We start from the raw sequence: 14,983 nt of genomic DNA on the forward strand, positions 1-14,983 counted from the left end.
GACCGTGTCAGTCGTTGAATTCGGGATATGCCTTCACCTGCTCTTCTGTTGCGGCGATGTAGACGCGATAATCGTCGTCGGCGCCCCGATAGATCGAGACCTGATCGATAGGGACTGCGACATCCTTGTCCCCAATGTCGAGGAAGCCCCCGATCTCGAGTTCGAGATAAGTTCGGTTCGTCGCGGCGTCTGTGTGAACGTCATCGACTTCGCCGATGTCCTCGCCGGTGATCGAGGAATAGACGTCTGCGTCATCCAGCGTCGCCTCCAAGGTGGTGTCGGCTGCGTAATCATACGGCTGGTAACCGTCGACCTCGACCGTAGGTAGGTGCGACAAAAACGACATCCGTCTCAGGCACCGTAACTTGTGCCATAGCAGACCCAGCATAGGCCACGGATAATCCGATTAGCGTAGGAACAAATCTCATCGTCTTCTCCCTGGTTGGTTGCACCAAGGTCAACCATGCAGGCGTAGGATTGTTCCTGGTTAAGGGACGGCGTTCGCCGAACAGATCTCGCCGTTGCGTGTTGTTGTAGACATGGCTCACGGGAACGTAGGCAGCAGGCGCAGTAACAGGCAAACCGTGCGCTCGTATTTACAGGATGAAGGCTTGGGTCTGCTGGACGAACAGAGTTGGAGAAGAGAAGTGGCATCTGACGGAAGTAGTTATCGTTTCTTGGCAGCTATCGTCGTGTTTGTGCTTCTCCTCGCCCTGGCCACGGCATCACTTCTCCCCTTGATCGAAACGAATATCTGGTGGATCCGCTATCTTGATTTTCCGCGAGTGCAACTGGCCATCGCCGCTTCGATCGCGCTGTTGCTTTACCTTGGCCTCCGCATAAAACGTCAGCGTTCGCTCGATTGACTAGCCTTGGTTGCTGCCGTGGCTGCGCTCTCCTATCACGTCTACAAGCTTTACCCCTATTCCGAACGGGTGGCGCCTGCTGCAGTGTCGCGGGCGGAGTGCCGCGAAGGAGAAGCACTCCGGAGCATGGTGGCGAATGTGAAGCGAAGGAACGAAGACGCAGATGTGTTCCTCGACCAGGTCGCGGCAACCGATCCGGACTTGCTGCTGATCATGGAAACCGATGCCTGGTGGGACCAGCGGCTCGCAACACTGGGCGGACGATATCCGCATCATCTACAGAGCATCCCGGACGACCATGCGTTCTTTGGCATGCACCTGTTCTCGAAGCTGGAGTTGATAGAACCGGAGTTTCGCTTCTTTTTCGATGCCGATACTCCGACGCCGTCACACGCGTCCAGTTGCCGGACGGGCAGGTATTGGGGTTTGTGGGCCTTCATCCGCGACCGCCCCTCGCCTGGTCTCAGCCAACCACGATGCGGGATGCGCACGTACTTCAGGCAGCCTTAATGGCCAAAAATTGGGGCATCCCCACAATCGTTGCGGGCGATTTCAACGCAGTTCCCTGGGGCGTATTACGCGTCGCGCCATGCGGATCGGAAACCTTCTTGATCCGCGTATTGGCCGGGGGCTCTACCCGACCTACGACACCAACAGTTTGCTGATGTCCTGGCCACTCGACCAGATCCTGTTCCAGCCGCAGTTTACGCTAAAGGCTTTTGACACCCTGCCCGACTTCGGTTCCGATCACCGCGCCGTGACTGCCACCCTTTGCCATGACCCTGCAGCCGCACAGGACGCGCCGGAGGCGTCGGCAGACGACCTCTCTGAAGCACAGAGATCTCTTGAGGCTGCAAGAGAGGTTCAGTGACTTAAGAGGATGATCAGCCGCTGAAGCCGAAGTACCACACTGCCACCGGCACCGCCGACAGGAAGATGAGGGAAAGCACGACAAGCGCGCCGTCACGGGTCAACATGCCTGCCGCAAAGAGTGCGATCACCGCAGAAGCGATGGAGCCCGACGTTGGGATGATCTCCATGAACGGCATGAAGAGGGTCAGAGCAAGGATCAGGGAGAGCGGCAGCCAGAGCCATGGGCGATGGAAAAGGAACGTAAGCCGCGCCTTGAGAAACCGTTCCACGAAGCCGACAGGCTTGCGCAACCATCCAATCCCCTTGCAGAGCTTGGTCGTGGACATCCGACGGTGGGTGATGAAGCCTGGCAGCCACACGCAATCACGACCGATGATCATCTGAACGACCAGAATGAAAACAATCACCGCCACCGTCGCCGTGATGCCGGGAATGGCGCTCGCGGGCGATGTGGAGATCAACGAGAATACCAGCATGAGCGACGCAAAGGATTTGTGCCCGAGCTTTTCGATCACCTCCTGAATGGTGATGCTGTCGCCATGCGCCGAGCTTTCAAGCTGGTCCAGCACATCGCTAAGTGCGCGCGTGTTCTCCGTCATACTCGCTCCTTAGAAGCGTTCGCCGATCAGGCCAGGAAGTACACCGTTATTGCCCGTGGCCTGTCAAAGCGACGACGATCGCCGCTTCTTTCCCGCAACGGCAAGCAGGAGCTATAGTTCCTCAGTCCAAGCCTGCTCGAGGTTCTGCAGCCGCACTGCCCAGGTTTTAGTCTTTCCCCGGCAGTTTTACGTCTTCGTGCAGCGTCTCGCCAAGGTAGAGATCTTTTACAACCACATAAAGGACCACCGTGAGCGGCGTGCCGAGCAAGACCCCAAGCGGACCAAATAAGGTACCCAAAGCCACCAGGGCGAACAGCGTCAGAACCGGCGGAAGGTCTACCGTCCGTCGTTGAACGAGCGGCATGATGATGTTGCCTTCAATCTGCTGAACCAGAATGTAGAGCAGGAGCACCCACAAGACCGAGCTGCCACCTTCCGACAACGCGATCAGCAAAGCGGGAACGGCACTCAGGATAGGGCCCACGATCGGAACGAACTCGGAGACACCCGCCAGAAACCCCAAGGCTAACGCCGATGGCATTCCCAGGACATAAAGCCCCAAGGTGACGAGGACGCCAACCACCGTCATCGACACAAGCTGGCCCAGCAGCCATAGCCGCAGGGCCTCGCCGGAGTGGCCGAATGTGACGGAGGCGCGATCCCGCACACGCGGCGGAACGAGCCTGAGGATGCCCCGGCTGTACTGCTTGGGCCGCGCCGCGAGATAGATGCCTGCGGCCATGACAAGCAGCACGTTGGCCAGGACGCCCACAAGAGCCGAAGAATACCCCGCGACTTCCGCCACCAGGTTGCCCCCGCCGGCGAATTCCCCGGCACGGTCCTCAAGTCGTCCGTAAAGGCTATGTATCCCAATTCGTTCGCCAAGGCTGTTGATCATTTCCGGCAGGCGCTGAACGACAGTGGTGGCCTCGCTGACGATCTGGGCGCCGAGCAGGTATAAGAATCCGGCAACGATCAGGGCGAGCGCGAGCACGCAGATCACCAGCGACCAAGGGGCATCGATCGGCGTGTGATCCTCAATGACCTTCGCACCGCTGCGCAGGATCACGGCGGCGACGATCGCAGCGAAGAAGAGCAGAAGCACGCTCGAAAGCTGCCACAGGAGGAGCGCCCCCGAGATCACTCCACCCACGATCAGGCTTACTTTCAAGATTTTCAAACCCTCTGGCTTCGAACCCGTCTTGAATTTCTCCACCATGTCTTCCCCACCATCCTGGTGCATGTAATCCGCGCTGTTCGCCGCCATCCGGCGCCCGTTCCTGCACCGCACCAACCGGCGCGACAGCCGAAAGATCCAATAGATCCTCGGCATTTACCGCACGTTTCAACCCTCAGGCCGGTCATATCGGGGTGCCCACAAAGCATGGATGCACCAGATCCCCGCTAGGGCCTGTGGCCGTCCCCCTTGTTGCTCTCAACGTACGGAACAGAGGCGCTGACGGGTTGTCTCCGCACCGGCCTTCTGCCTCAACGTCCTACAACGCGCAGAGCTGCGCGATCTATCCCGATAGCTCAGCTCTCCGCCTCTGACCGGACATATCATTAGAACCTCGACTGTATCTGCTTCGTCATCTGCACTTGATACGCATCCGGGCCGGCCGGCAAATGCCCAGGCAGTGGAACAGATGCAATAAGAAGCTGTTCGCGAGCACATCGAATTCATGCGTGCGGTTTCAGTCACCGCGCCGTTGGAAAGAGACGATACCCTGCAGGCGGGCCACGCGGCTTAGGGCTAGCAACCACAAAGGATGAGCATGGACATCTGGATCGATCTCTCGACCACGACCCTCGGTGCCGGTTTCTTTGGCGCCGCCGCCGTGATCTTCTTTGCGGGGCTACGTATCACAAGGCTGGCGGATCGGCTGGCGGACCGCACCGGCTTCGGGGAGGCACTCATAGGCGCGGTTCTTCTCGGAGCAGCAACATCGCTCAGCGGCATCATCGTTTCGATCACCTCTGCTCTCGACGGCCGCGCCTCCCTCGCATTTTCCAACAGCGTGGGCGGAATCGCAGCTCAGACCGTCTTTCTTGCGGTGGCCGACGTGACCTACCGCAAGGCCAATCTCGAGCACGCCGCAGCAGATCTTGGCAATGTCTATCAAGGCCTGGTGCTGATGGGTCTCCTCGCATTGCCCCTGGTGGCGCTCACGACACCCGAGGTATCAATCTGGGCGATACATCCCGTCTCCTTCGCTATTCCCGTTGTCTACGTAGTAGGCTTGGTAACAAGCCGCACAGTGCGTGAGGAGCCCATGTGGAAGCCGGTCGCCACGGCAGCCACGCGCGAAGACAAGCCGGATAAGGAAGACGCCACCAGCCGAAGTGAAAGCACGGGCCGGCTCTTTTTGACCTTCGGCGCCTTGATGCTGCTTCTGGGGTTGGCAGGCTGGGTCATTGCCGGCACGGCCGGCGTACTCTCCGACCGGATGGAAATCTCGGAGACGCTCGTCGGCGCGCTTGCAACCGCCCTCGTGACGTCACTACCCGAACTGGTCACCACGATCACTGCAGTACGGCGTGGATCCCTGCAACTCGCGGTCGGCGGCATCATCGGTGGGAACACCTTCGACACGCTCTTCCTGACCGCTTCAGATTTCGCCTACAGAGAAGGATCCCTCTACCACGCAATCCACTCTTCCGATTTTTTCTGGATCGTCACGGCCATGCTCATGACATCGGTTCTCATTGCCGGGCTTATCCTGCGGCAGCGGCTTGGGCCGGGCCGGATTGGCGGAGAAAGCATCGCGCTACTCCTGCTTTATGGCGCCGCGGTAGCGGTTCAGGCTACGGTTTCGGGATGACAGGGACGGCCGCGGCTAGCGATGTCTGCAGCGGCACGCGTATGGAGGCAACAGGCGCAATTGCAGGCAAATACGAGAATGCTCCCTATGGCCGACATGGCGGCGCATAGCTGGCTTCAGAACTCCAGGTTGGATGTCCGACGACCTATTTCAACATCAATTCCCATGGCACCTTCTCGAAGGCGCTGACCTTCGACGATGTTGGTGGCGCCCTGCTGCCCCTCCTGATCCCCGGTCCGCTCTTGCTGCGAACACGACATCACCGATGGCTGGTGACCCGCTTGTGCAGCCTGCATGCGCACTTTCAGCACGCCGCGCCGGGGCAGGGCCTCAGAATGTGCCCATCATCGGACAAGACGGCGTTGCCGCGGCAGGATGAGACTGATGGAGCGTTCGCCCGCCTGGTCGGGCTAGAAGAGCGCGTCGAGCAGGTCGTCGTCGTCATTCGATACTTTGGCACTGATGGACACTGCGCCCTGCGCGCTCGTCCCGAATATCCGTGCATGCAGCTCCCGCTCTGGTGCCATCGTGTACAGCCGCAGGATACGATCACCGATTTCGCTCAAAGCCGTGTTGTCTCCGACGAAGATGGGGCTCTCGGAGACTGCAAGAAGGTCCGTGGCACACGCGTCCAGCACGTCTCCCAGTTCGGCATTAAAATCCAGCCGCGCGAGATGTGCAGCCGTCTGCTCTTCTGCCGAGTGGCTTCGTGTCGCCAGTTCGACAAGCCCGCCTTCCATCTTCTCCGCCGCCTGTCGAATATCGGTGAGGACATTGACCAGCCGCGCATCCAAGGAGCCGCCGGGCTCTGTAGAGTCCGTCGCACGCAAAAGTTCGGCGGCTTTCGCGAGGCTCTGCAGAGCTGTCAGGATTTTTCCCGCCGTCTCATCCAGGTGAGCGGAGAAATTGCGGAGTTCGGCAGCAACGACATTGATCGCCTTGCCGTTCTCGCCAACGCGACCGCAACGCAGATTGGTGTTGAGCGCCATATAATGGATGTCCGTGCGGACGAGTTGCACGACGCCGATACCCTGCGTGAGTTCCGCAACCGTTTCTGCCGTCCCTCTGCTGATGTCGGAGGCCTCTCCTGCAACCGTTTCGACGTCACGGACGGCCGCGCGAGCTTCGGAAATCGCCTGCTCCAGCCCGCGCAGAAGATGTGCGTTCTCCCCTTCGCGGCCTTCGGCCATCAGCCGGCGCAGCGCCCCGATCTCCTGGAGGTCGGCTTGGAAGCTTGCCACCGTGGCCACGATCTTCTTCGTTTCCCGCTTGAAATCCGATGAGCACTGTTCGAGCTGGAGCGATACCAGCTGCCGCACGGCAGTCGCCAAAAGCTGCTGTTCCGCCTCCGGGAGGGAAGGAGACACTTCGTCGAGAATAGCGATGGCGGATTGGCAGTGTTCGATGCGCTGTCGCGTTGCATCGCCGATCTGCATGGCGGAAAGGGTGGAGCCAAGCTTGGTCTGGATACGCCCGGTAACCACCTTCACGCTTGCAGCGTGGGCTGCAAGCTGCCTGCGGTGATCGGCGATCGTTCTCTCTCCATCCGCCAGGTTGGAAACGATGGCCGGAATGGTGTCGTTGTAACTTTGCAGGATCCCTTCGCCTCTGTTGATGACAGGTCCCAGCCCGGTGCCCAGCCTGTCCAGTTTGTTCGACAGCTCGTCCACCTGCTGTCGGCCATCTCCGATACGCTGCAGGATCTCTTCGGCAAAACCGGCGAACTCCGGTACGCCGGCGCCGGTGATCTTGGCTGTCACGGCAAAGGTCCGCAGGTAGCGCAAAGTTTCTTGCATCTGCGCCATCTGGGGCCTCAGGGCCTGCTGTGACGACAGGATGGCGCTGAAGCTCTCCTGCCGGCCCACCTCGACGTTTGTTAGCGTGGCGAGTCGACCGATCGTCGTTTGGAGCTCCGCCGTCGTCTGCTCGGCGGTATCGGCGTCGAGTGACGTTGTGAGATCGTCCAGTGAGCGGACCAGACCATTCAGCACCTCCAGAATGGCAAGCACCGCATTTCCGCCTTCGAGAAAGCGCTCCTCGATGCGGCTTCGCGCATTCTCCAGATGCTGGACGACCGAAACAAGATCGGCCTCAGGTAGGTTCGCCGTTGGCATTTTGAGTGCAGTCGCTGCCACTTTTCCTCGCATCGGTGACGGGCGCCACCTTCATGTCGGACGATCGCTCGTCTGTTTCTTTCTGGGCCAGCAGCGGCGCGGCGACAGCGTGTCCCAGAGATGAGCATCACCCTCTACCAGCGAAGGTTAACTCGTCGACAATCGGGGAGGGGAAGCGATGGAGGTGGTTAATGACTAGCTGGCGAAGCACTACGAAATCCCACGTCCCATAAGTCCCTCGTGAGAAGTGAGCGAAGAAAGTTAGAACTGCCTTAATAATGATGACTCACTCTCTCAGGCGAAATCTCATGCCGCCGTTCAGGCGATCGGATGCCAAAAGATGCCTTTTCCAGAGCCCGCCATCCACCATCTCGCGCTGCCCGACAACCTTACCGTAAGAGGCGCCGCAGAGGTCAAGGATCTACTGCTTCGCTCTCTCAAGGATCACGCGGCGACGGAAGTCGATGTTCCCGATTATGCGCCCGTTGATCTGAGTCTCGTCCAGATCCTTGAGGCGGCGCGGATCAGCTTTGCTGAGGAGGGCAAGCTGCTCTCGCTCGCTAGACCCGCCGGCGCTTCAGTGCTGGCTGTGCTCGAACGCGCCGGCATCACCAACAGCATGAACGCCAGCGACAAGCATTTTTGGCTCCACCAGGGAGAAACGCAGTGACGGCCAGCATCCTGACAGTAGATGATTCCGCCAGCATCCGGCTGACGACCCGCGTGGCACTGAGCAATGCGGGCTACACCGTAACGGAAGCGGTGGACGGGCAGGATGGGCTGGCAAAGCTCAATTCCGGGCAGTTCGACATGATCGTCACCGACCTCAACATGCCAAACATGGATGGCCTGACGATGATCCGCGAACTGCGCAAGCTGCCGGCCCATACCGGCGTTCCCGTGATCTTCCTGACCACGGAATCCGATGCCGAGATGAAGCAGCAGGCCAAGGCGGCAGGCGCGACCGGCTGGTTGACGAAGCCTTTCGACCCGGAAAGCCTGGTCAAGATCGTCCGCAAGGTCCTCGGCCGATGAGCTTTCCCGATCCGATCGCGGTCTTCAGGACGGAGGCGGCGGAGCTCCTCGAGCAGATCGAGGCGGGTTTGCTCGACCTCAACGTGAACCCAGGGGACAAGGATCAGGTGGATGCGGTCTTTCGGGGCTTGCATACGCTGAAGGGTTCCGGCGCCATGTTTGGCTTCGACGCCCTTGCCGCCTTCACTCACCACTGCGAGAGCGCCTTCGACCGCGTACGCAAAGGAGAGGTTCCGGCAACCCAGGATCTCGTCGCCGCGGTGCTCGAGGCAAAGGACCATATGCGCCTCCTGGTTGATACCCCGCTTGGCGACCATGAGGCGATGAGCGAGGCGTTGCTGACCAATCTGCGCCGCGCAGTGGAAGGCGCCGGTGCTCCAGCCAAGGCCGAAGGCCCGCAGGAAAGGCGCTATTCCATCCACTTTTCGCTGCCCCGGGACGCCATGGCGAACGGCACCAATCCGCTCGGGCTGCTCGACGAACTGCGTGAACTCGGTGACTGCCGGATCATCGCCGATCGGTCCGCCATTCCCGCGCTCGGCACACTCAACCCGGTCGATCTTCACCTGTCCTGGACGGTGGAACTCGCCACGACAGAACCGCGGTCTGCCATCGACGACGTCTTTATCTTTGTCATGGACGACATGCAGATCGAGGTGATCGAGCTCCAGGACGAGCCGCGCGTTCCCGATGCTCCAGCTGCCGATCCGACGGTGGCCGTACCCGAACAGGCGGCCGCTGCTGCAAAACTCCCTGCGAAAGGTTCCCCGACGGTCGATGCGAAATCCGCCAAGGCAGCCGAGAATGTTCGAGTTCCGGCGGAGCGGCTGGACGAACTGATGGACCGCGTCGGCGAGTTGGTCATCGCGCAGTCGCGCCTCAGCCAGCTTGCAGGCGGCAGCGGCGATCTACAGCTTCGCGCTGTCTCTGAGGACGTGGAGCGGCTGTCCGGCGAACTGCGGGATACGATGATGGTCCTGCGCATGGTTCCCGTGACGCAGCTTTTCGGTCGTTTCCGGCGGTTGGTCCACGACCTGGCCAACGAAACCGGCAAGATGATCGACCTGGTCACTGAGGGAGAAACCACTGAGGTCGACAAGAGCGTCATCGAGCGGCTCGCCGACCCGCTGATCCATCTCGTGCGCAACTCATGCGACCACGGGCTGGAACCTGCCGATGAGCGTCGCGCCGCCGGAAAGCCGGAGGCCGGCAAGATCTTCCTCTCTGCTCGCCAGCAGGCCGGCGAAGTGATCATCACCATCAAGGACGACGGGCGCGGGATCGACAAGGACAGGGTCCGCGCAAAGGCCGAGTCCTCCGGCTTGATCGCGGCCAATGCCAGCCTGTCGGACCAGGAGCTCTACCAGCTGATCTTCCAGCCGGGCTTCTCCACGGCCCAGCAAGTGACCAATCTTTCCGGACGTGGCGTCGGCATGGATGTCGTCAAGCGCACCATCGATGCGCTGCGTGGCACGATCAATGTCGTCAGCCGCCCAGGCCAGGGCTCGGAAATCTCGCTGGCCATCCCGCTGACGCTCGCCATCATAGACGGGCTTCTCGTGCGGGTCGGCTCCGGCCGCTACGTCATCCCCCTGTCGGCCGTCGAGGAATGCCTCGAGCTGTCGGTCGAGGAGGATATGCGCTCGCGGGGGCGCAGCTTCATCTCGCTGCGCGACAGCCTGGTGCCCTTCATCCGGCTGCGGGATCTTTTCCGCACCGGCACGACGCCTGATCCCTTCCAGAAGGTGGTGGTGATCTCGACCGGCTCTGAGCGTGTCGGCTTGGTGGTCGACCAGATCATCGGCGACCACCAGACGGTAATCAAGAGCATGTCGAAGCTCCACCACGACGTCGGAACCTTCTCCGGCGCAACCATCCTCGGGGACGGCAATGTCGCCCTCATTCTCGACGTCGGCCATCTGGTCTCCGAGGGACAGCAGCAGGAGGCGCACTTGCGGGCAGCGGGATGAGCGAAGCAGCAGCCAGAACACTTCCCGACACCCTTTGGGACGGCCGCGAAGAAATTGAAGTCGTCACCTTCGATATCGCGGGAGAGGTCTTCGCACTCGAAGCGGCGGCCGTTCAGGAAATCCTCGATCTCCTGCCGGAAACCTCGGTGCCCGGCGCCAAGGCCTTCGTTGGCAGCGTGATCAACTTCCGCGGCAAGGTCATTCCGCTGGCGGACATCCGACTTGCTTTCGGGATGGAGGCCACGCAGCCCACCATCGACAGCCGGATCGTCGTCATCGAGCTCGACATCGAGGGCGAGCCGACCCTCACCGGTATCCGGACCGACAAGGTTCACGAAGTGACGACCCTGGTGCGCAGCGCCGGCGAGCCACCTCCCAGCGTCGGCATGCGCTGGCGACCCGATTTCATCGACTGCCTGGTCAAGCGGGGAAGCGATTTCATCATCCTCCCGAACCTTCAGGCGATCTTTTCTGCCAATCACGAGCACCGAAACATCGGCTCCAGCACCATCTAGTCCGAAAAGGCAAACTCCATGCGCGCCACGATCAAGTTCAAATTGGGAGCCGCCTTCGGCTTCGTCATTCTGATGCTGCTGGCCACCGCCGGCTATGCGATCTTCAGCCTAAGCAGTCTCAATCAAACGCTGAACAGCGTCATCCAAGGGCCGGTGGAGCGTTTGAGGCTGGCGCAGGATCTGAGTATCGAGCAGTTGCAGCAAATCCGCCAGCAGAAGAACCTGTTGATGGCGTTGAACGCGCAGGAGATGCAGGATTACATAGCCAAGAGCGATCAGGCCCGCGCCGAGTTTGATAATGGGTTGAAGAGCGTACTGGAGCTTGCGACGGAACAGGGGATGGTTCTCTGGAACAAGGTCGCAGAAATCACCCGGGACTTCCGCAATCAGGACGACCGCATTCGCTCCCTGATGCTTGCCGGAAACGCCGCCGCTGCAGCCCAGATCTCCGCGGGCGCAGCTCGCACCGCCACAAACGAGATCGATACACTTCTTACCGAGGTCGTGAACCTTGAACAGACGCGTCTCCGTGAGGCAGAGGTTAGCACCGACGAAAGCTACGCGCAGACACGGATGATCATGATCATCGTCGCGGCGACTGCTCTCCTCACCGCAATCGTTTCCGCCGTCTGGATCGCCATCAGCATCAATCGGGGCCTGCGAAATGCCACCGAGGCTGTGCAGAAGGTGGCCGAAGGCGACCTTACCCGCTTCGCCGACATCACGAGCCGGGACGAAATCGGCGACATGCTGGGCTACGTGAACACGATGATCGAACGCCTTCGTGGGGTCGTCGGAGACGCGCTTGCTGCGTCGGACAATGTGTCCTCTGGCAGTCAGGAGCTCTCGTCGAGCTCGGAAACGCTGAGCCAGGGCGCGACCGAACAGGCGTCTGCCGCCGAGGAGGCCTCCGCGTCAATGGAGCAGATGGCTGCCAACATCAAGCAGAATGCCGACAACGCTGCCCAGACGGAGAAGATCGCCCGCCAGTCGTCGCGCGACGCCGAGACCTCCGGTCAGGCCGTCAACCGTGCGGTGGGCGCAATGCGGACCATTGCCGAGAAGATTTCGATCGTGCAGGAAATCGCCCGCCAGACCGACCTTCTGGCGCTCAACGCCGCGGTTGAGGCCGCCCGTGCCGGCGAGCATGGGAAGGGTTTTGCGGTCGTCGCTTCGGAGGTTCGCAAGCTGGCGGAACGGTCGCAGGCGGCCGCCGCCGAGATCAGCACGCTGTCGGGCGAAACCGTTCAGGTTGCGACCGAAGCGGGCGAAATGCTGAACCGTCTGGTGCCGGACATCCAGAAGACAGCCGAACTGGTTGCCGAGATCTCGGCGGCCTGCCGCGAGCAGGATATCGGCGCCTCCCAGATCAACGAGGCGATCCAGCAGCTCGACAAGGTGACCCAGCAGAACGCCGGTGCTTCGGAAGAGATGTCTTCGACGTCCGAAGAACTCGCCTCGCAGGCAGAGGAATTGCAGGCATCAATCGCCTTCTTCCGGGTCGACGCGGGCGCAAGGGCGGAAAAACAGGCCTCTCCGGCTCCACTCAAGGCCGCTGCGAAACCGTCCGCCCGCCCGGTTGTCCGTCCGGTGGCCAAGGCACAAAAGCTGGATCATCCGGTCGCCGCACAGCAGGCTCGCGCCAAGGGCTTTGCGCTCGACATGTCGATGGGTGGACCGGACGCCGACGACGTCCACTTCCGCGAAAGCGCCTGACACAGAAGACCCTGGGCCGATCGGCCCAGGGGACCAGACGCATGTAAGTGTTTGGCACTCCGACCCGGTCGGAAAATGCAGAAGAGTGAATGGATCGTTCTTCTTCGCTTGTTCCGCTTCTTCGAGGGTAGTCCTGAAGAAGCATTAATGACACCCTCATCTGAGGAATAAGGCTATGCGATTGACGATCAAACTGAAGCTGGCGCTGGCGTTCGGCTTTCTCATTCTTGTTGTCTGCTCATCGGCAGGGTTGGGCATATACGAGATGCAGCAGATGAATGCCCTGCGAAACGAGCTCATTGGAGGCCCGATCCAGCAGGACGATCACGCCAATGATATCGCCGCCGCCTTTGACGGCCTCGGTCTTGCTGAAGGTGACCTCCTCCTGGCCAACACGCGGGAACGGCTGGAGAAGGCCAAAGCGTTGATCGAAGCAGAACGTCAGGCATTCGAACAGGCTATGAACGAAGGTGCGAAGGATGCACCGGAGGCGTTCAAGCCGAAGTGGCAAGCAATCCGCGACTTCTGGGATGACTACCTCACCATCAACAAAAGGGTGATCTCTCTTGTTGATCAAGGCCTACGAGATGCGGCGCTGGAGGTGAACCAGACTGAAGGTGCGGCCGCCAGCGAGAAGCTGGATGCCCTAACGGAAGACCTCGCTGCTCAGACGGAGACGGCCATCCAGGAATCCGATCTTGCGGCGGATGCGGCCTTCGATTCTGCCTTCTATCTCTTAATTACACTCGCGGCGGCCGCCTTAGTGCTGGCAACCGCGGCCGCCTTCTGGATCACGCTCGGAATAAACCGCGGCCTTTCGAACATCCGTCGCGTGGCCGACGCCGTCGCGGTCGGTGACCTTGAGCAGACGATCGAGATCAAGACCAACGACGAGATCAAGGATGTCGTCGACACCATCAACGTCATGACCGGCAACCTGCGCAACACCGCCAACCTTGCGGATCAGATCGCGGGCGGCGACCTCACGGTTACGCCGAAGCCCCTTTCGGAAAAAGACGTCCTGGGCCTTTCGCTGCAGAGCATGGTCGAGCGCTTGCGTCTGGTCGTTGCCGACGCGCTTGCTGCGTCGGACAACGTGTCCTCCGGCAGTCAGGAGCTCTCGTCGGGCTCGGAAACGCTGAGCCAGGGCGCGACCGAACAGGCGTCGGCCGCCGAGGAGGCTTCGGCCTCCATGGAGCAGATGGCTGCCAACATCAAGCAGAATGCCGACAACGCTGCCCAGACGGAGAAGATCGCCCGCCAGTCGTCACGCGACGCGGAAACCTCCGGTCAGGCCGTCAACCGTGCGGTGGGCGCAATGCGGACCATCGCCGAGAAGATCTCGATCGTGCAGGAAATCGCCCGCCAGACCGACCTTCTGGCCCTCAATGCCGCGGTTGAGGCCGCCCGTGCCGGCGAGCATGGGAAGGGTTTTGCGGTCGTCGCTTCGGAGGTTCGCAAGCTGGCGGAACGGTCGCAGGCGGCCGCCGCCGAGATCAGCACGCTGTCGGGCGAAACCGTTCAGGTTGCGACCGAAGCGGGCGAAATGCTGAACCGTCTGGTGCCGGACATCCAGAAGACAGCCGAACTGGTTGCCGAGATCTCGGCGGCTTGCCGCGAGCAGGATATCGGAGCGTCCCAAATCAACGAGGCGATCCAGCAGCTCGACAAGGTGACCCAGCAGAACGCCGGCGCTTCGGAAGAAATGTCTTCAACGTCCGAAGAGCTCGCCTCGCAGGCGGAAGAGTTGCAGGCATCGATCGCCTTCTTCCGGGTCGACACCGGCAGCATGAAGAGCCAGCGGCCAGCAGCCCTGCAGAGCCCCTCGAAGCCGGGGAGGGCGCCCGCGTCACGGACCGCCTCGCACACGGTCGCTGCGCAGCAGTCGCGCGTGAAGGGCTTTGCGCTCGACATGTCCATGGGCGGTCCCGACGCCGACGACGCGGACTTCCGGGAGAGTGCATGACCATGGCCGGCACATCCGCTGAACTTCAATTCGTAACCTTCAGTCTCGGCAGTGAGCTCTTCGCCGTGCCCGTGGGAGTGGTAAGGGAAATCCTGGACCACGAGGACGCCTTCAAGATCCCGCATGGACCGGACTATCTGCTGGGTCTTCGCGACGTACGCGGACAGGGCGTACCGGTGATCGACCTGCGCCTGCGGCTCGGAATGAGGGCGACGGTGAAGACCCCGCACACCCGCATTCTCGTGCTGGACGTACCGATCGGGGACAAGGTCCTGGCGCTCGGGCTCGTCGCCGACAGGGTCTATGAGGTGGTGCCGTTCCGGCAGGAACAGATAGAGGCGGCGCCCGACATCGGTATCCGCTGGCGCTCCGATTATATCGCAGGCGTGGTGCGGCGCGACCAGAGCTTCGTGGTCATCGTGGATCTCGCCCGGCTGTTCTCTGATGCCGGGCCTGCTCTCTCCGGTGTCGCACCGGACGTCCGCGTCGCCTGATCGGAGACAGTGC

14 protein-coding genes and 2 pseudogenes are annotated in these 14,983 nt (G+C 61.1%); 12 read left to right on the forward strand and 4 right to left on the reverse strand.

Annotated features, from left to right (window positions below):
• Positions 1-7: 7 nt before the first annotated feature.
• The gene (locus LXM96_RS13595; protein ID WP_239999092.1) at positions 8-337 is read right to left on the reverse strand and encodes a PRC-barrel domain-containing protein; all 330 of its coding nucleotides are present in this window, start codon (positions 335-337) and stop codon (positions 8-10) included.
• A gap of 274 nt (positions 338-611) precedes the next feature.
• Here LXM96_RS13595 and LXM96_RS13600 point away from each other — a divergent pair, with 274 nt between their 5' ends.
• From LXM96_RS13600 to LXM96_RS13610, 3 genes are all read left to right on the forward strand, one after another.
• On the forward strand, positions 612-866 hold the full coding sequence (locus LXM96_RS13600) for a hypothetical protein (protein ID WP_239999093.1): 255 nt from the start codon (positions 612-614) through the stop codon (positions 864-866).
• An 18-nt stretch (positions 867-884) separates the two neighbouring features.
• Complete coding sequence (locus tag LXM96_RS13605) at positions 885-1,376, forward strand: endonuclease/exonuclease/phosphatase family protein (protein WP_239999095.1); 492 nt, start codon at positions 885-887, stop codon at positions 1,374-1,376.
• 79 nt (positions 1,377-1,455) lie between these two features.
• Entirely contained in the window at positions 1,456-1,737 is a 282-nt protein-coding gene (locus LXM96_RS13610; RefSeq protein ID WP_239999096.1) for a hypothetical protein, read from the forward strand.
• Positions 1,738-1,750: 13 nt separating this feature from the next.
• On the opposite strand, the gene LXM96_RS13615 is transcribed toward LXM96_RS13610, so the two are convergent.
• The gene (locus LXM96_RS13615) at positions 1,751-2,338 is read right to left on the reverse strand and encodes an exopolysaccharide biosynthesis protein (protein WP_239999098.1); all 588 of its coding nucleotides are present in this window, start codon (positions 2,336-2,338) and stop codon (positions 1,751-1,753) included.
• Between the two features lie 166 nt (positions 2,339-2,504).
• The gene (locus tag LXM96_RS13620; RefSeq protein WP_239999099.1) at positions 2,505-3,605 is read right to left on the reverse strand and encodes an AI-2E family transporter; all 1,101 of its coding nucleotides are present in this window, start codon (positions 3,603-3,605) and stop codon (positions 2,505-2,507) included.
• 508 nt (positions 3,606-4,113) lie between these two features.
• On the opposite strand from LXM96_RS13620, the gene LXM96_RS13625 reads away from it, so the two are divergent.
• Positions 4,114-5,160: a sodium:calcium antiporter gene (locus tag LXM96_RS13625; protein ID WP_239999100.1), complete on the forward strand. Its 1,047-nt coding sequence runs from the start codon at positions 4,114-4,116 to the stop codon at positions 5,158-5,160.
• 410 nt (positions 5,161-5,570) lie between these two features.
• Here the strand turns inward: LXM96_RS13625 and LXM96_RS13630 are convergent, their stop codons facing one another.
• Positions 5,571-7,295: an ESX-1 secretion-associated protein gene (locus tag LXM96_RS13630; RefSeq protein WP_239999102.1), complete on the reverse strand. Its 1,725-nt coding sequence runs from the start codon at positions 7,293-7,295 to the stop codon at positions 5,571-5,573.
• A 319-nt stretch (positions 7,296-7,614) separates the two neighbouring features.
• On the opposite strand from LXM96_RS13630, the gene LXM96_RS13635 reads away from it, so the two are divergent.
• From LXM96_RS13635 to LXM96_RS13665, 8 genes and pseudogenes are all read left to right on the forward strand, one after another.
• Positions 7,615-7,944 carry an STAS domain-containing protein gene (locus LXM96_RS13635; protein WP_239999103.1) on the forward strand — a complete coding sequence of 110 codons (330 nt, stop codon included), beginning with the start codon at positions 7,615-7,617 and terminating at the stop codon, positions 7,942-7,944.
• Positions 7,941-8,309 carry a response regulator gene (locus LXM96_RS13640; protein ID WP_239999104.1) on the forward strand — a complete coding sequence of 123 codons (369 nt, stop codon included), beginning with the start codon at positions 7,941-7,943 and terminating at the stop codon, positions 8,307-8,309. The genes LXM96_RS13635 and LXM96_RS13640 overlap by 4 nt, the downstream gene beginning before the upstream one ends.
• The gene (locus LXM96_RS13645) at positions 8,306-10,279 is read left to right on the forward strand and encodes a chemotaxis protein CheA (RefSeq protein WP_239999106.1); all 1,974 of its coding nucleotides are present in this window, start codon (positions 8,306-8,308) and stop codon (positions 10,277-10,279) included. The genes LXM96_RS13640 and LXM96_RS13645 overlap by 4 nt, the downstream gene beginning before the upstream one ends.
• Positions 10,276-10,794, forward strand: coding sequence for a chemotaxis protein CheW (locus tag LXM96_RS13650; RefSeq protein WP_239999107.1), 519 nt, complete (start codon positions 10,276-10,278; stop codon positions 10,792-10,794). The genes LXM96_RS13645 and LXM96_RS13650 overlap by 4 nt, the downstream gene beginning before the upstream one ends.
• Before the next feature lie 18 nt (positions 10,795-10,812).
• Complete coding sequence (locus LXM96_RS13655; protein WP_239999109.1) at positions 10,813-12,510, forward strand: methyl-accepting chemotaxis protein; 1,698 nt, start codon at positions 10,813-10,815, stop codon at positions 12,508-12,510.
• Between the two features lie 175 nt (positions 12,511-12,685).
• A pseudogene (locus LXM96_RS21990) lies at positions 12,686-13,141 on the forward strand (MCP four helix bundle domain-containing protein); the annotation flags it as partial.
• 141 nt (positions 13,142-13,282) lie between these two features.
• Positions 13,283-14,476 (forward strand): annotated as a pseudogene (locus tag LXM96_RS13660) (methyl-accepting chemotaxis protein); the annotation flags it as partial.
• On the forward strand, positions 14,473-14,970 hold the full coding sequence (locus tag LXM96_RS13665) for a chemotaxis protein CheW (protein ID WP_239999111.1): 498 nt from the start codon (positions 14,473-14,475) through the stop codon (positions 14,968-14,970). The pseudogene LXM96_RS13660 and the gene LXM96_RS13665, both read left to right, overlap by 4 nt.
• Positions 14,971-14,983 lie beyond the last annotated feature (13 nt).

It is taken from the genome of Rhizobium halophilum (genome assembly GCF_021648825.1).
Lineage (GTDB): Bacteria > Pseudomonadota > Alphaproteobacteria > Rhizobiales > Rhizobiaceae > Neorhizobium > Neorhizobium halophilum.